The organism is uncultured Holdemanella sp., from assembly GCF_934754935.1.
In the GTDB taxonomy this organism is placed as follows: domain Bacteria; phylum Bacillota_I; class Bacilli_A; order Erysipelotrichales; family Erysipelotrichaceae; genus Holdemanella.
In genome coordinates, this window is the sequence record NZ_CAKVJB010000024.1 from 1 (window position 1) to 17,523 (window position 17,523).

Annotated in this window: 18 protein-coding genes; 9 read left to right on the plus strand and 9 right to left on the minus strand. The window is 34.0% G+C overall.

Features of this window, described 5'->3' with window-relative positions; all coding sequences use genetic code 11:
• Positions 1-136: 136 nt before the first annotated feature.
• The 4 genes from Q0E86_RS07390 to Q0E86_RS07405 form a co-directional block, all read right to left on the minus strand.
• A complete protein-coding gene (locus Q0E86_RS07390; RefSeq protein WP_295755761.1) occupies positions 137-394 on the minus strand; it encodes a hypothetical protein in 258 nt (85 codons plus the stop codon).
• A gap of 36 nt (positions 395-430) precedes the next feature.
• The gene (gene tnpB, locus Q0E86_RS07395; protein ID WP_295755763.1) at positions 431-1,525 is read right to left on the minus strand and encodes an IS200/IS605 family element RNA-guided endonuclease TnpB; all 1,095 of its coding nucleotides are present in this window, start codon (positions 1,523-1,525) and stop codon (positions 431-433) included.
• 25 nt (positions 1,526-1,550) lie between these two features.
• Positions 1,551-1,952 (minus strand): IS200/IS605 family transposase, encoded by a 402-nt coding sequence (gene tnpA / locus Q0E86_RS07400; RefSeq protein WP_295755765.1) that lies wholly within the window; start codon positions 1,950-1,952, stop codon positions 1,551-1,553.
• A 98-nt stretch (positions 1,953-2,050) separates the two neighbouring features.
• A complete protein-coding gene (locus Q0E86_RS07405; RefSeq protein ID WP_295755767.1) occupies positions 2,051-2,200 on the minus strand; it encodes a hypothetical protein in 150 nt (49 codons plus the stop codon).
• 295 nt (positions 2,201-2,495) lie between these two features.
• Between Q0E86_RS07405 and Q0E86_RS07410 the strand changes: the two genes are divergently transcribed.
• The 7 genes from Q0E86_RS07410 to Q0E86_RS07440 are packed head-to-tail and all read left to right on the plus strand — an operon-like array spanning position 2,496 to position 8,347.
• Entirely contained in the window at positions 2,496-3,179 is a 684-nt protein-coding gene (locus Q0E86_RS07410; RefSeq protein WP_295755769.1) for a F0F1 ATP synthase subunit A, read from the plus strand.
• A 17-nt stretch (positions 3,180-3,196) separates the two neighbouring features.
• On the plus strand, positions 3,197-3,418 hold the full coding sequence (gene atpE / locus Q0E86_RS07415) for an ATP synthase F0 subunit C (RefSeq protein WP_288518525.1): 222 nt from the start codon (positions 3,197-3,199) through the stop codon (positions 3,416-3,418).
• Positions 3,419-3,430: 12 nt separating this feature from the next.
• A complete protein-coding gene (locus Q0E86_RS07420) occupies positions 3,431-3,895 on the plus strand; it encodes an ATP synthase F0 subunit B (RefSeq protein WP_295755770.1) in 465 nt (154 codons plus the stop codon).
• A complete protein-coding gene (gene atpA / locus Q0E86_RS07425) occupies positions 3,896-5,638 on the plus strand; it encodes a F0F1 ATP synthase subunit alpha (protein ID WP_295755771.1) in 1,743 nt (580 codons plus the stop codon).
• On the plus strand, positions 5,638-6,558 hold the full coding sequence (gene atpG / locus Q0E86_RS07430; protein WP_295755773.1) for an ATP synthase F1 subunit gamma: 921 nt from the start codon (positions 5,638-5,640) through the stop codon (positions 6,556-6,558). Before atpA ends, atpG begins: the two co-directional genes overlap by 1 nt.
• Positions 6,549-7,934, plus strand: a complete 1,386-nt coding sequence (gene atpD, locus Q0E86_RS07435) for a F0F1 ATP synthase subunit beta (RefSeq protein ID WP_295755775.1) — start codon at positions 6,549-6,551, stop codon at positions 7,932-7,934. Before atpG ends, atpD begins: the two co-directional genes overlap by 10 nt.
• 2 nt (positions 7,935-7,936) lie before the next feature.
• Positions 7,937-8,347: a F0F1 ATP synthase subunit epsilon gene (locus Q0E86_RS07440; RefSeq protein ID WP_295755777.1), complete on the plus strand. Its 411-nt coding sequence runs from the start codon at positions 7,937-7,939 to the stop codon at positions 8,345-8,347.
• Between the two features lie 269 nt (positions 8,348-8,616).
• Here Q0E86_RS07440 and Q0E86_RS07445 read toward each other — a convergent pair whose 3' ends face one another.
• Positions 8,617-10,893, minus strand: coding sequence for an ABC transporter permease (locus Q0E86_RS07445; RefSeq protein WP_295755779.1), 2,277 nt, complete (start codon positions 10,891-10,893; stop codon positions 8,617-8,619).
• Entirely contained in the window at positions 10,893-11,597 is a 705-nt protein-coding gene (locus Q0E86_RS07450) for an ABC transporter ATP-binding protein (RefSeq protein WP_367117388.1), read from the minus strand. The genes Q0E86_RS07445 and Q0E86_RS07450 overlap by 1 nt, the downstream gene beginning before the upstream one ends.
• A 491-nt stretch (positions 11,598-12,088) precedes the next feature.
• Here Q0E86_RS07450 and Q0E86_RS07455 point away from each other — a divergent pair, with 491 nt between their 5' ends.
• Positions 12,089-12,580: an SOS response-associated peptidase family protein gene (locus Q0E86_RS07455; protein WP_295755783.1), complete on the plus strand. Its 492-nt coding sequence runs from the start codon at positions 12,089-12,091 to the stop codon at positions 12,578-12,580.
• Positions 12,501-13,832, plus strand: coding sequence for an alpha-L-fucosidase (locus tag Q0E86_RS07460; RefSeq protein WP_295755784.1), 1,332 nt, complete (start codon positions 12,501-12,503; stop codon positions 13,830-13,832). Before Q0E86_RS07455 ends, Q0E86_RS07460 begins: the two co-directional genes overlap by 80 nt.
• On the opposite strand, the gene Q0E86_RS07465 is transcribed toward Q0E86_RS07460, so the two are convergent.
• Genes Q0E86_RS07465 through Q0E86_RS07475 form a run of 3 tightly spaced genes read right to left on the minus strand, consistent with a single transcriptional unit; the run spans position 13,829 to position 17,407 of the window.
• The gene (locus tag Q0E86_RS07465) at positions 13,829-14,749 is read right to left on the minus strand and encodes a glycosyltransferase family 2 protein (protein ID WP_295755786.1); all 921 of its coding nucleotides are present in this window, start codon (positions 14,747-14,749) and stop codon (positions 13,829-13,831) included. The genes Q0E86_RS07460 and Q0E86_RS07465 overlap by 4 nt on opposite strands.
• On the minus strand, positions 14,736-15,137 hold the full coding sequence (locus Q0E86_RS07470; RefSeq protein ID WP_295755788.1) for a GtrA family protein: 402 nt from the start codon (positions 15,135-15,137) through the stop codon (positions 14,736-14,738). Before Q0E86_RS07470 ends, Q0E86_RS07465 begins: the two co-directional genes overlap by 14 nt.
• Positions 15,113-17,407 (minus strand): YfhO family protein, encoded by a 2,295-nt coding sequence (locus Q0E86_RS07475; RefSeq protein WP_295755789.1) that lies wholly within the window; start codon positions 17,405-17,407, stop codon positions 15,113-15,115. The genes Q0E86_RS07470 and Q0E86_RS07475 overlap by 25 nt, the downstream gene beginning before the upstream one ends.
• Between the last annotated feature and the right edge of the window lie 116 nt (positions 17,408-17,523).

The window sequence follows — 17,523 nt, forward strand, 5'->3', positions numbered from 1 at the left end:
GTCGTGCTTTCAAATAAAAATACCATCCAGACAATAGTATCTGGATGGTTCGTCATTTCTTAACTTAATGACATTGAGATTGATCTTCCTTTTTTTCATTGCATATTTTTTCCGGTTTGGACCATTTTGTTCAATATTAATAATCTAGACTGTCTTTGTTTAACAAGAAATCATATATATTCATCATCATTATGCCATCTTCATCTCTAGAAACCTTAACAACATCTTTTACACTGATTAAAGAAGCCTTTTCCTGTATTCTTTTCTCTTCTGTTGGCATACTATATGCGGATTGTATATAGTATCGTTTACTTCCTAAATTCGCATTGAACTTCTCATCACTGAAGTGACGAGATTCTTGGGAACAGGCTTCCTTTGAAACCTTTCCTACCAAGCTATCCCCGCAGTTCCTGCGGTTCTTTTTATTTGATTAATTCGCTAATATGCCTTGCATCAATATATTGATGGATGCATTTACATCTCTGTCATGATTTGAATGACATTTTGGACAGGTCCATTCTCTTACATTTAAATCTTTTGTTTCTTCATTCTTATATCCGCAACAATGACAGGTTTGACTGCTCGCATAGAATGTATTTACTTTCTTGATCACCTTTCCATACCACTGGGCTTTATATTCTAGCTGGGTTGTAAATTTTGACCAGGATACATCCGATATAGACTGGGCTAGATTGTGGTTTTTAAGCATGTTCTCTACTTTTAAATCTTCGATACAGATAATGTCATATTCTCTAATGATTCTAGTAGATAGTTTGTTGATAAAATCCATTCTTTGATTCGCTATCTTTTCATGAAGTCTTGCAATCTTGATTCTGTTTTTGATCCAGTTGCGGCCGCCCTTTGTTTTTCGTGACTGCTGCTTCTGGAGCTTTTTCAGTTTCTCAATCGACTTCTTCAGATATTTTGGATTCTCTATCTTTTCTCCATTACTCAATATGATAAAATCCTTGATACCTAGATCTATACCTGTCTCATTATATGTCAGTGGAAACAAGACTTCTTCTACATCCGTATAACATAATGAAACATAATACTTTCCACTTGGTACTTGTGATACCGTTGCACTAAGTAGTCTTCCCTTTGGTTGTCGTGTTTTCTTTATCTTTACTAGACCAATCTTAGGAAGCTTGACCTTATTGTCGAATAATTCAATATTTCCATTCGTATATTTTGTGGTATATGAATAACGATGCGTCTTCTTCGATTTGAATCTAGGATATTCCGCTTTTTTCTTAAAGAAATTTACATAAGCCGTATCCAGATTCTTTACACTTGACTGTAGAGCAACCGAATCCACTTCCTTAAGCCATTCATATTCTTTCTTTAAAGAAACTAGATCTTTAGAACATGCCGAATAATTTAAAGTGATTCCATCTTTTTCATAGGCATCCCTACGCTTTGCCAGATAATGATTATATACAAAACGAGTACAGCCAAAAGTCTTGGCCAATAATATTCTTTGTTCTCTATTTGGATAGATACGATACTTGAATGCCTTTTCCATGATGATTTCTCCTCTTATTGATTCGCTATTTTCTTTTTTGACTTCTTATATAATCTATAATCTGTTCTTCTGTATTTTCAGAAACTGTAGCTACAAAATAAGAAGGATTCCATAGATGTCCACCCCATAATTTGGATCTTAGATCATCCCCAAACTCTTTCATTAAAAGTCTGGCCGATACACCCTTCATAGCTTTTATAATATTTGGAATGTAATGCTGCGGCGTACAATTAATCAGCATACGAATATGATCTTCCTCTATATTCATTTCTAGAATTTGAAAACCATTATCCTTTGAAATCTGAGTCAGCAGCTCTTTTAATCTTGTTGCGACCTGTCCATTCAAGACATCACGACGGTACTTTACACACCATACAATATGATACTGTATAGAATAGACATAGCCTCTTCCTTTAACAACTTCCATATGTTTTTCCTCATCTATATTATAACATATGTATATGATTAAAGCACTATATTTATCATTTATTTTTAAATTATTTATCTAACATCTGCACATCTAATTCATCTCATGACTAAAGTCACGAGTGTTCTTAGATTGCACCATAAAATATAGCTTTTTCCAGCACGACGAATACCTGTAATCACTTTAATCATTCCATTATGCATTCTGTTTATTAAAGCATTTAAATATTGATTTCTTTTAATTTCCATAATTCACCTCATTGAATATTTTTTCCGGTTTGGACCATTTTGTTCAATGAGATTATTTTCAATCATAGCACTTCTTTTCTTACAAATTTGAACACCTTATGTAATTCAGACATATGTACCATATGTATACAACATATAAAAGCATCGTCATATAAAACAGATAACGTTTACATTGATAAAAACACTTGAAATCTGAAAACTCGAGAACTAAAATACGTACTTATAAAAAAACGAATTGCGTCTTAATTCATCAATTATTTCCAATCGTTTTTTTGTTGTTTTGAAAGGAGGAGCTATGGAAGAGTTCACAAAAGAACTACTCGACCAGTTAAATGTCAATACAGCATTTACTATCGGTCCCTTTGTGATTAGTGAATCGGTTGTCATCACATGGGTTGTCATGGCTATACTTGTTTTACTTTCTGCTTGGTTAACTCGAGGACTCAAAGTTCATAATCCTGGCAAAAGACAAATTGTAGCCGAAAGCATCGTCATATGGCTCGACAAATTCACAATATCTATGCTTGGTGAAAATGCCAAAGAATATAGTGAATACATTTCAACCATCCTATTATATATAGGTCTTGCGAACATCATTGGCATATTCGGTATGAAGCCACCAACCAAAGATATGAATGTCACAATCGCATTAGCACTTATGAGCATTATCTTAATCGAAATCAGTGGAATACGTGCAAAAGGAATGAAGGGTTGGATTAAAAGCTTTACTCAGCCTGTCGCCGTCGTTACACCCATCAATATTCTAGAAATATTTACACGCCCTATGTCTTTGTGCATGCGTCTATTTGGTAATGTCATTGGTGCCTTCGTCATTATGGAAATGATCAAGATGATTGTTCCAGTCTTTATACCTACTGTATTTAGCTTGTACTTTGATTTCTTTGATGGATTCATTCAAGCTTATGTATTTGTCTTTTTAACATCATTATTTATCGCAGAAGCGACAGAAACAGAATAAATTAGGAGGAAATTAAAATGAGTTTAACAGCAATCGGAGTTGGAATGGCAGCACTTGCCGTTATTGGTGGAGGATTAGGTATTGGTTTTGCGACAAGCAGTGCCGTAAAAGCTATTGCCCAACAACCAGAAGCTGATGGAAAAATTCGTAGTACCTTATTGATTGGTGCCGCTTTAGCTGAAGCAACAGCCATCTACGGATTTGTATTAGGTATCTTAATCATCTTGATGGTGAAATAGGTGGGATAATCTATGTTAAGAATTGATTCCAATATTCTTTGGACAATCATCAATCTACTTATTTTATATGCACTGATGAAACACTTTCTATTTCAGCCAGTACATGACATTCTTGAAAAAAGAAAACAAGAAATCGAATCGGATTTTGCCTTGGCAAATCAACAAAAACAAGAAGCTCTTGAATCAAAAAACAAAGCGGATCAAAAGCTTGCGAATATGCAAACAATTTGTGATGGTATGCTAGCGGATGCAAAAGAAAAGGCAAGTCTAGAATACGAACAAATTATTGCGGATGCGAACAAAAAATCCGATGAAATGATTGAACAAGCTCGCATCAAAACGATTGAAGTGGCAAATGAAGAAAAGGCAAAAGCTAAATCTGAAATTGCGGATTTAATCAATAAAGCAGCTGATAAAATCACAAATACAAAGAGCGATGAAAAACTATATGATGATTTTTTAAAGGAAATGAAATAAATGAACAACGAAAATTTAAATGCAACCTTACGCTGCGTAACAAGACCTAGTGCAGCGCAAGAAGAAAAAATAAAGACATTCCTTAAAAATAAATACCAAGCCCAAAACATAACACTCAATATCTTAATTGATCCAAGTGTACGCGGAGGCTTTATTCTAAGTGCAAACAACGATGAATACGATTGGTCTACGCGTTCTCGTCAACAACAGCTTCAAGAACAAATTCAGGCGGCTCGAGATAAAGCCATTCAAATGAAAAAGGATGGAACACTTATGTCCATCTTAAAAGAGGCCATCGAACAATTTGAAGCCACTTCCCAAGAAAATGAAGTTGGCTATGTCGAAACAATTGGAGATGGTATCGCAACCATTTCGGGATTAGATCATGCGATGTATGGAGAAGTTGTTGTTTTTGAGAATGGTACAAAAGGAATGGTACTCGATATCACAACCGAAAACATCGGTGTTATTCTATTTGACACAGAAGGTACTATTGGTCAAGGTACAAAGGTTTCTCGAACAAAAAAACAAGCAGGTATGCCAGTCAGCTCTAATTTTCTAGGCCGTGTCGTAGATCCACTTGGAAATCCAATTGATGGACTTGGTCCTATTGAAGCCACTGAAATGCGCCCTATCGAAGAACCAGCTCCAAGCATTATTGACCGTAAACCTGTCACAACCCCTATGGAAACAGGCATTCTATCCATTGACTCTATGTTTCCTATTGGAAGAGGACAGCGTGAATTGATCATTGGTGATCGTCAAACAGGTAAAACTTCAATCGCATTAGATACTATACTAAATCAAAAAGGAAAAGATTGTATTTGTATTTATGTTTCTATTGCTCAAAAGGCAAGTACAGTTGCTAACTTAGTCAATACATTAAAGAAGAATGATGCGATGGACTATACAGTAATTGTAAACTCTACGGCTGCCGATTCGGCCAGCCTACAATATATTGCCCCTTATTCTGCGACTTCTCTAGCTGAATACTTTATGCATCAAGGCAAAGACATACTGATTGTCTATGATGATTTAAGCAAACACGCTGTTGCCTATCGTACAATTTCCTTATTGCTAGGAAGATCTCCAGGACGTGAAGCCTATCCAGGTGATGTATTCTATTTACATTCTAGACTACTAGAACGTTCTTCTAGATTAAATTCAGGAGGATCCATCACAGCTCTTCCAATTATTGAAACTCAAGATGGAGACGTAAGTGCATATATTCCAACCAACGTTATTTCAATTACAGATGGACAAATCTTCTTAGAAAGTGATTTATTCTTTGAAGGACAAAGGCCTGCTGTTAATGTTGGATTATCTGTCAGCCGTGTCGGTGGAGCCGCTCAAACCAAAGCCATGAAAAAAGCATCTGGTTCTTTACGTATCAACTTAGCTCAATACCGTGAAATGAAGGAGTTTACACAATTTGCCTCCGATTTAGATGATGCGACAAAACGACAACTTCAACACGGACAAGTACTTATGGAACTTTTGAAACAACCTTTAAACCACCCTATGTCACATGCAGACATGGTTATTGTACTCGTTGTTGCAGATGTAGGAATTTTAGATGATTTGGATCCAAAACAAGTCAAAAAAGAAGAAACAAAATTACTCGATTGGTTTAACGAAAATCATAGTGAAATCAGTCGTGAAATCAACACAACTAAAAAACTGGATGACAATTTAAAGACAAGAATCATTACATTAGCCAAACAATATAGAGGACAAGAATAATGTCACAAATTCGAGAAATTAAAGATCGAATGAATGGTATTCAATCGACTATGAAGATCACAAAAGCCATGTATATGATTTCTTCAACAAAAATGAATACAGCCAAACAAAAGGCAGCGAATACCGATCCTTATTTTTACTCATTACGAAAGCAGATTTTGACAATTCTTCAAAATCTTCCTGATCACTTTGAGCATCCTTATTTAGATAATCGTGAATACATTGATGAAGATCATCAAAATAAGGCCATCATATGTGTAACTGGAGATAAGGGGTTGGCTGGTGCCTACAATTTGAATGTCTTAAAACTAACTGAACAAATCATTAAGGCGCATCCAAACTACAAGCTGTATATGATTGGAGAAGTTGGAAGACAATACTTTTTAAGACGACATATTCCGGTTGAGGAAAGCTTTCTATATACTGCACAAAACCCAACTTTAAGTCGAGCTAGATCTATTTCGAGTAAGATGCTTGAACTTTATGCCGACAAAACAATTGATGAAGTATTGATTATCTATACACGAATGGATCAGCACAACCAATTTACAGTAGACGTTGAACAATTGTTGCCTCTATATCGTTTGAATCATGAAGTTGAAGTTGGTGGACAAACCATTCATTCAATTCAATTGGAGCCAAGTCCAACTGAACTATTAAACATTGTCATCCCCGATTATTTATCTGGTTTTATTTATAGTTCCCTCGTTGAATCTTACGCATCCGAAAACTTTGCGCGTATGCAAGCAATGGATTCGGCCAATAAAAATGGTGAAGAATTATTAAACAGTTTATCTTTACAATACAATCGTCAAAGACAAGCAAAAATCACACAAGAAATCACAGAAGTTGCAGCTGGTGCCAAAGCTAGAAGGCAACAGCTACAAAAAAAGAAAAGGAGTCAATCCACATGCAAATAGGAAAAATTACACAAGTTATGGGCCCTGTTGTTGACGTACATTTTGATGAAACGCCACTTCCATATATTCAAACCGCTTTGCAAGTTGATAATCATGGTAAAAAAGTTGTAATGGAAGTTATGCAGCACATTGGAACCGATACCGTTCGTTGTATCATGTTATCGCCTAGTGAAGGCTTACAAAAAGATATGCCTGTCCTATCTACAGGAATGGGTATCGAAGTCCCTGTTGGAACACAAAATCTCGGTCGTTTATTTAATGTTTTAGGTGATACCATTGATGGAAAAGAAGCGATTGATACCGATACATATTGGCCTATTCATAGAAAACCACCAAAATTCGAAGATCAATCCCCTGTTACAGAAGTCCTTGAAACAGGAATTAAAGTTATCGACTTATTAGCCCCTTATGCCAAGGGTGGAAAGATTGGATTATTTGGTGGTGCCGGTGTTGGAAAAACCGTACTAATTCAAGAATTGATTCGAAATATTGCCAGTGAACATGGTGGATATTCCATCTTTACAGGTGTAGGAGAAAGAAGTCGTGAAGGAAACGATTTATACACAGAAATGAGTGAATCTGGCGTAATCAAAAACACAGCCCTAGTTTTTGGACAAATGAACGAAAGTCCCGGAGCTAGAATGCGTGTTGCCGAAACCGGACTTACAATGGCTGAATATTTCCGTGATGTAGAACATAAAGATGTTTTATTATTTATCGACAACATCTTCCGTTTTGTACAAGCTGGATCTGAAGTTTCTTCTTTACTAGGACGTATGCCATCAGCCGTAGGATACCAGCCTACTTTAGCGAATGAAATGGGACAACTTCAAGAACGTATTTCTTCCACAAAAAATGGATCTGTTACTAGTGTACAAGCCGTATACGTTCCTGCAGATGATTTGACGGATCCAGCTCCCGCAACCACTTTTGAACACTTGGATGCAACAACCGTCTTATCTCGTAAAGTTGTTGAACAAGGTATTTATCCTGCTGTAGATCCACTTGAATCAAGTTCAAGAATTCTACAACCTGATATTGTAGGTGAAGAACACTACCAAACAGCTCAACGTGTTTTACAATATCTTCAAAAATATAAAGAACTACAAGACATCATCGCCATTCTAGGAATGGATGAATTAAGCGATGAGGATAAAACCGTTGTAGCTAGAGCCCGTCGTTTACGTAACTTTATGGCTCAACCATTCCATGTAGCTGAACAATTCACTTCGATTCCAGGAAAATATGTTCCTTTACAAGATACAATCAAAGGATTTAAAGCAATCTTAGATGGAGAAATGGACGAATATCCTGAAAGCGCATTTTTCAATGTAGGAACTATTGAAGAAGTCAAAGAAAAAGCGAAAGAAGTATAATTATGGAACTCTTTGATTTAAAAATAATGGCCAGTGATCATGTATTTTATGATGGTAAAGCCCAAGTATTAACGATACATACACCAAATGGAAGTAAACAATTCCTTGCGCACCATGCCAAAACCATCTATGCGATAACACCCGGGCTTTTAAAGATTCGAAAAGAAGATAACTCAGAGATAGAAGTTGTTAGTGGCTATGGATCCATGATCTTTTCAAACAACCAAGCTGAAGTCTTGGTCGATACATGTGAAACACAAGAAGAATTGGATGCAAGAAGAGCCAAAGAATCTTTAGAACGTGCCAAAGAAAGAATGCGACAGAAACAATCGATTCGTGAATATTATATGTCACAAGCTAGTATGGCAAGAGCCTTAGCTCGTTTACAATTTAAAGATAAACACATTAATTAATAGTAGATACTAGAAAAGCTTATACCTTTTATGAAGATATAGGCTTTTTTGCTTTATATAAAGATCATTTACATTTTTTCTGACCTCAATTTAGTAAAATCATACACTTTTTCCGACCTAAACTATAAATCACAGATAATATTTAGGTTAAAAATCCAATCAGAAAAAGAGATTTCTAGCTTGAAACCTCTTTTTACATACAACATTTTATTTTCAATTTATGCTTTATTTAAAGTAAATACGATAAACAACTGTCGAAGAAAATTTAATTATTCATTCGCCTTTAAACTTGAAACCATATCAATTGTTTTGATTTTTCTTGCCAACAACTTATTCATCACATACGAAACTAGAACTGTTCCTATGATTGCGTATACATAAGAAATCCATTCTACTACAGCTGGAAAATCATATGTATCATTTAAGGCATTCGTATATATGTACGACAACATCTGATAACCGAGTGGCAAACCAATAACCATTCCCACCAACATGATCCATGTGTTTTGTTTGATAAAGATTTCCTTGATTTGTTTATCCTTAAAGCCCAATACCTTAAGAGTCGCAAACTGATATTGTTTTTCAGTAAAAGATAACACGCCCAAGTTATATAAGATGACACAACCTAATAAAACCGCAAATACAATTAATAAAACCATCATCGATTTCATCGCTTCAAGCATACTCTCTACACCTTCTTGAATCGATTCAATACTACTGATTTTAGAAACACCATCTATTTTTTTAGCCTTTTCATTTGTATAAATAGAATCTGGACGATATGTATATCCTAACTTTTCAAAATATTTCTTTGACATTGTGAATTGCTGCGTTTGTGGATCCCGATTCAATCCTACTACCCTACTTGTATGCCAAGAAGAGTCTCCAGTCAAATGCCATTTAATTGTATCTCCCACTTGAACTTCATACTTTTCAGCAAGTTTTTCTGTTAAATAGATTCCATTTGATTGAACAGACATAACCTTCTCATTGTGATCTGTGATATTTAATTTATCTTTTCCATCCAACACTAGCATCGATCTTGTTTCTGTTTTACCATGGTTTTTGAATTCAATCGCAACACTTTTACTTGTGGCATTTCCATACAAGTGAGTTAAATATTCATATTGTTCTTTTGTATAATCACTATTCAAACTAATTTTATATTGATATGTATTGATTACTTTATATTCCCAATCCATATAAGATTCAATCGTATCCCACAATCCAAAAGAACATACTAATAACATCGTACATCCAATAATTCCAACACATGCCGCAATACTTCTTCCTTTATTTCGAGCTATATCGCGAAGATTCCATCTCGTCGATAATTTACATTTATTAAATTTTACAGACCAATCCAAACTATTCTTTTTTACCTTTGGCACTTCTAGACGCAAAGCCTCACTTGCCGTTTCCTTAAGAATCTTTCTAGAAGAAAGATATGTGACTAAAGAAATCATAAGCACAACCAAAATTGCCGTTAAAATCACAACAGGCAACAAAGCCGTATGTATATTTGGCATTTCGAAATAGCTTGCCTCCATATCAATAAAGAATTGACCAATTGTTAGATATCCAACCACAACACCTAATACCGCTGCAATAAGGCTGATCATAAAGCCAAAACTAATATAATGTATATAGATTTTTCGATTCTTAAATCCAAGTGCTTTTAAAGTACCAATTTGCACTCTTTGTTGGCGAACAAAACGATTCATTGTACTCATTACACTCAATATCGCAATCATTAAAAACAATCCCGTAAATACAGGTGCATAGGTTTGACCTTCTTCTACTTCGGATTTATATCCTGCATATGAAAAAGAAGCATCTCGATCCGTTACAGATAGAAAATTGAAATCCTTTTGGATCGCTTTTTTTACTGATGAAACACAGCTTTCCTTATCCACATCCACATAAGCCTTATTATATATAACATCCATATTCATAGCGTCTTGAAAAGTATCAGCCGACATATATATAAAGCCATAGTTTTGATGTGTAGGAAATATTTCTGTAGAATCCTTCACAAAATATACATGATCGGGTGTATTCACTAAACCTTTTACTTTTAACTTCAAAGTTTGACCAGAAATATCCAGCTTTAAAGTATCCCCCACATGAATATTTAAATACTCTGCCAAATAACTATCAAACCACAACCCCTTTTTATTTGATGCATATTTTTCCCCTTTGACAACATACATTTTAGAAATCGTATTCTCTTCTAAAACATTGGTTTCTAAAGTTACATCTTTGTATCCCTTTAATTTTGAATTTAAAACCAATGCTCGATTTACATTGCTTATATGATCCATAGACTTTAATGTTTCTAAATCTGAATCTGAAACATTCGTATTTGTGATCCATAAATCCTGTAAATTGTACGATTTATAATACTCCCTAGCACTTTCATCCATACCATCCATATAGCCATGAATACCACTAAATGCCATCATTCCAATAAATACCATTAAAAAGATGGTAAAGAATTGACCCTTATAATGCCAAAGATCCCGAAATAGTTTCTTCCTCAACATTACCAATTCACCTCATCTATATTTTTAGGTTGTGCATTCACAACATTCTCAATGATTTTTCCATTCTTTAAACGAATTACTCGATCTGCCACATCCGCAATCAATGCATTATGCGTTACAATCACAACTGTATTTTCTCTTGTGCATTCACGCAATAACTTTAAAATCTCTACTCCCGTATTCGAATCCAAAGCCCCTGTAGGCTCATCGCAAAGTAATAATTTTGGATTTTTCGCAATCGCACGCGCAATCGATACACGCTGTTGTTCCCCTCCACTTAATTGATTTGGAAACTTATTTTCTTGTCCACTTAAACCTATTTTATTCAATATTTCAGCCGAATCCTTTGCGTTTTTAACCACATCACGAATCAAATCGACATTTTCCTTCACTGTAAGCGTCGGCAAAATATTGTAGAATTGAAAGATAAAACCAATATTCTCAGCACGATAATCCGTTAGTTCTTTTTCACTATAATGACTAATATCTAGACCATCCATATATACTTTTCCATCTGTCACATGATCCATACCACCCATAATATTCAATAATGTCGATTTACCAGCACCACTCGGACCTAAAATGACAACCATTTCATGTTGATCAATTGAAAAAGAAACATCATTCAATGCATAAAACGCTTTTTCTCCAACTTCATACTTTTTTGATACCCCATTAAATTCAATACATGTCTTCATAATCATTCTCCCGTTAGGTATATCTAACTTTATAGTTAGTATACTCTAACTTAAAGCACTCCTCAAGAATAAATTACGCCAATAACGATTAAAAAGTTGTTTAATCTTTTCTTTCATGCTAAGATAAGGATACAAAAAAGAACATACAAATATGTAAGTTTTGGGGAATTTTGTAGTAAAAACTACCTACAAACTTTGTGAGAGTTGGCGTAGGTAGTTTTTATATTGTTTATTCATTCAATGTGAAAAAAGCATTCAATCACATACAACATTGAATTCCTCTAATTCACTTTATATAAAGCATAAACCAAGATTTGCTGTCAAAGAAAAAAGAACAATCCACCGTATCACAGGATACCTGACCCATATTAAAAGTTGCATATCGGGGATATGACTATATAATCAATAAATCGCAATTCTTGATGACGTTATAGATATCTTGCTATCAAACCTATATCTGTTTCACCATGCTTAATTTCTTATGTTATACTTCTAGTATGTGTACAAGCTTTCGATATACACCTAAAGTAGCCAAAGCCTTTGGCTTAGAAGAAAAAGACATTCATCCAAGTGACAAATGCCTTATATTAACTTCTAACCAAAAGAAAATGGTGCCATTTGGGTATAAAACCAACAATTTAATTTTAAATGCTAGACAAGAAACGCTTCTTGAAAAACCTTTATTCAAAGATAAAACTCATTGTATCGTGCCTGCAGGAAGTTTCTATGAATGGGATGCCGGTAAAAATAAAGTAGAGTTTTATTGTGACCACATTCTCTATTTTGCGGGTATTCTTATTGATGATCATCTTATCATTATTACTACGAATGCGAATGCATATGTAAAACCTGTGCATTCTAGAATGCCAGTGATACTTGAAAAAGAAGATATTGACCCTTGGTTAAAGGATGTTTCTAAAACGAAAGATATCTTGTCAAAACCAGGCATCGCCCTTCAAACCAAGCAGCTACAAGAACCACTTTTCTAAAGGAGATAGTATGAATATTACAGAGTTTCAAAAATCTAGATTCGGACTTTTTATTCATTGGGGAATCTATGCCCTTCCCGCTCGTGGTGAATGGGTAAGAAGCAACGAAGAAATGAAAGAAGAAGATTATATTCCTTTTGCGAATGAATTTGATCCTGATTTGTTTGATCCACATCAATGGGCTAAACTTGCCAAAGCAGCCGGCATGAAATATGCCGTAATGACTGCCAAGCACCACGATGGATACTGCATGTTTGATACCAAAACTACAGATTGGAAGGCAAACAGAGATTATGTAAGAGAATTTCTAGACGCCTTTCGAGAAGAAGGATTAAAGGTAGGGCTTTATTATTCTCTACTTGATTGGCATCATCCAAACTATCCTCACTACAAAGATAGACATCATCCTGAAAGAAATAATAAAGAATATGATAAACCAATTTGTTTTTCAAACTATTTAAATTATATGCATACTCAAATCAAGGAATTACTTACAAACTATGGAAAGTTGGATATCATGTGGTTTGACTTTTCTTATGACAATATGACAAAAGATGTGTGGGATGCCAACAAAATTGTAACAATGGCAAGAACTTACCAACCAGATATGATCATCGACAATCGTCTAGAAGGAGATGGCGTACATCCAGGAACCATTATGGATGCACATCCTAGTTTCACAGCTGGTGATTTCACTTCGCCTGAACAAATGATTCCACCACAAGGTTTACCGGTACCCTGGGAAGCATGTATCACTATGAATGAACATTGGGGATATTGTGCAAGGGACACGAATTATAAATCCGCTAAGCTAATCATCCGTACTCTAGTTGAGTGTGTATCCAAAGGTGGAAATATGATTTTAAATGTAGGACCAGATGCCAGAGGTCAATTTTCTAAAGAATCTATCCAGGTATTGAATGAAATCAGTGAATGGATGAAACTGAACCAAGATTCGATTTATGGATGTACAAAGTGTGAATTAGATAAACCAGAATGGGGAAGATATACACAAAGGGGAAATAAAATCTATGCGCATATTTTAGATGAGAGTATTTTTGATATACCTGTTAAAATCAAGAAAGAAAAAATCCAAGGCATAAGAAGATTGTCTGATCACTCAGAAATCAAAATCCAAACGCCTTGGAATGCGGAAAGTTTTCCAGACTATACATTTATCAATATCGATTCCAATTCACACCAGTGTCCAGATCCAATTGACACAGTGGTTGAAATCACATTAAGAGACTAGCTTAAATTTTTGCTGGTCTCTTTTACTATATAGATAGGTCTTTGTTTACTTTCCATATAATCTTTTGTCGTATATTGACCTAAAATGGCCACAAACAACATTTGAAGTCCACTTAAGAATAGAATCAAACACACCAAATGAAACATTGATGTGACATGAATCATTAAACCGAATAATGCCATTATAATTGATAAAAGCATAGTAACAACTCCAATATTCCCAATCCACATAATTGGCGCTGTAGAAAAGGAAAACATACCTTCCATGGCATATGCGAATAGTTTAGAAAAATTCCATTTAGAATTGCCGGCAGCTCGTTGTACATTATGAAATTCAATCCATTTTGTATCAAAACCTACAAATGAAAATAATCCTTTCATATAGCGATTATATTCTTTTAATTCTAAAATCGCATTCACCATTTGTCTTGACATCATACGAAAATCGCCACAACCATCGCTCATATCCATTTTGCACATTTTCTGCATCACCTTATAGAAAGTATGAGATAAGAAATTACGAATCTTTCCTTCTCCCGTACGGTCCACTCTTTTTCCTGCACAACAATCATAGCCTTCTTCACTAACAGCCTTATACATTTCTTTTAATAATACAGGAGGATGCTGCAAGTCGGCATCCATGATCACAACATAATCGCCACTTGATTTTTTTAATCCTGCAAACATAGCGGCTTCTTTACCAAAGTTTCTTGAAAAAGAAATAAACTCACAATGCTCATCCTTTAAACTTAATGCCCTTAATATATCTTTTGTGTGATCCTTTGATCCATCATCCACAAACAACAATTCATAGGTAATGTCTTCTATTTCATTTAATACTTCACTTGTCTTTTTATAAAACACGGAAAGAACTTCTTCTTCATTAAAACAAGGAACGACAACACTAATTTTGTTCATACAACATTTCCTCCTTCTTAGAAAATATATGGGATTTACATAAGAAATAATTGGCCAAAACAGTAATCACACTGACTAAAATCTTGGATAGTAAGTTTGAAACATGTAAGCCATCAATACAAATGGCCAACAATAGATTTTCCACAATCAGTGTCATAAATCGGAGTCCAAAAAACTCAATACACTCTTTTTTCATATCATTACTTGAATGAAATACAACTTTGCGATTTGAAAAATACGCAAAGATAACGGCTACCATCCAGGCTAAACTATTACTGATCAGCCAACTGATTCCTATTTTTAAACAAATAAAATATACAATGTAATTCACAAGTGTTGTCATAACTCCTACGATTCCATAACTTATAAATTCTTTGACTTTTTCCATATCCAGAATCCTCCTATCATTATTGAAAGAATGCTTATACATAGTCCTAATTTTTTAAATGGCGCATGAAATTGAATTGTAATTATATGGCTTCCCTTTTTGATTTTGCATCCCACAAAAGCCTTATTCACAATTTCAACATTCTGCTTCTTTCCATCGATATAAATTTCATATCCCTGTTCATAAGGGTATGAAGTTACAAGATAACCATCTTTAGATGTTGTTACTTCCCCTTTAAATATAGAATCTGTTTTCAAAGATTTAATCTTTGTTACTTCACGATCAAACACATCCATATCACATGTATAAATACGAATATTGGATATCTTATATTTTCCTTTTGATAAAGTAACATCAAATTGTTTTAATTCTTTTTTAGAAAGTATATACGTAAAATGTTTATTTCCATTTGGATACACAGAATGTTTCTTTGACAATGTATTCTTCATTCCATTTATCGATATCGAAATTTTTTTATTCGTATAATTCTTTACATCAAAATCAATACATACCATTTTCTGGGTTGCATCAAAATCAATAGGTATTATTTTCTTCGTTTTCTTTTTATTATGAATCACAATCGATTGATCTAGATTCTTTACTAGTTTCATCTTTGAGACATAATCCTTACTTGTTTCACCATTCACAATCGTACGATTATAGATCGTATCCAAGCTATATGGATAAAAGAGTTTATCAAACTTAGATTCATTCAACGTATCACTTGTCACATAGACCATCGGAAATACATTTTTATTCTTTAATAATTTACATTTTCCTATTTTATCTACCTCTTTATACCCATATAAATTCGATTCTTTACTCAATACATTTTGAACTGACATCATACTCAAATATAAATAATTCTCACTATCCGTTATAATTGTTCGATTGGATTGTGGGATAGGACTTTTTATAATGTCATACACAAAATTGTTATATAAAGTATTACTTGTTGAAGTATAGCTTGATGCCTTCATTTCTTTTGAATCATAGATACGATTGACACTATAACCAAGCTGATCTAAATCGGCTGTTCGTTGTTTCAAATCATTTCTTTGTATCAATTCTTGTTTATCCTTGGAATACATCGAATGATATAGCTTTGGATCTAAACACTGATTGTAGTTTAATCCAGTAAAAACAATCATAGGTACAAGTGCATACATCACTAAACATTCTTTTTTATCAATAAAGTAATATCCAATAAACACAAGTGAAATTAATAATCCTAGAAACATTGTTTTGGTACAAAGAAATAAACTTGCTAAAACAAGTAAACCTTTATTCAATTTTCTTTCCTGTAACCAATGAGCAAGAACCATAAGCACGAGTGGCAGACATAGCATCAATATTTTTGTGCGTGCATATAAAGTTCCATTCAATATATAAGAAAATATTGGGAAAACAAACATGAAAATCAACAGAATCGATAGTTTCCTTGTCTTTTCAAATTGAATGCCTTGAAATAAGGCAATCCAGCTAATCACAGTCAATCCACATCCATAACTGTCATAGACAAGTCCTTTTAAAGTTAGGTTTGGAAGCAATAAATCAAACAAGTTGGTTTGTACAACAGATTTATGGTTATTTAAAATCAAATAACCAGTTGGAAGCCATAGTACAGCACCAAATCCAACACCTAAAACAATTGGAATAATCATATCTTTTATTGTCTTATGTTGGTCATAATCATATAAAAGAAGAATCAATATCATTCCTGGTGTATAGAAATAATTATGGAAAAGTGCCATACATATACCTAGACTGATCCATTGCCTTTTATTTTTATCGATTAGAATGAGTGAAAGAAATAAAAAAGGTAGAATTTCTACAAACATAATTTGTTGGTGGGACTGAAAGAAGCAATTAGCGCATATGCAGCAGATGCTTGAAAAGAAACTAATTGAATCTTTGTATCCTTTGTTTCTTAGCCAGTAAAAACAAAGTCCTCCTGTAGATGACCATAAAAGTGTTGCATAAACTATAATAAAGAAACTTGTTGGTACATTTGGAAATACATATGAAATCAGCACGTCTGGCCTTAATAATCCATAATATGAAAAGCTAAAGGCATTGGTTTGGCCTTGAAGATTCGCAAAACGATCTGGAAGTAATTGTTTTGTCTGTCTAAAATAATCCGCTAAAGATACATGTTGGGATAACCAATCTAACTTCGATCCAAATACGGAATATGTGGATACACAAAGTACAAATAGGATGGGTAATATAAATAGTATTGTAATGTAAAACTTATCTCTTTTTTTCATAGTTTTACTATACAAAATAAATCTTAAGTATCGGCAAAAGGAAATATTAAACTTTCCTAAATATATTAAGAAGATTTAAGAAATGTATAAGTAGAGTGTTAAGAAATATTTGATAG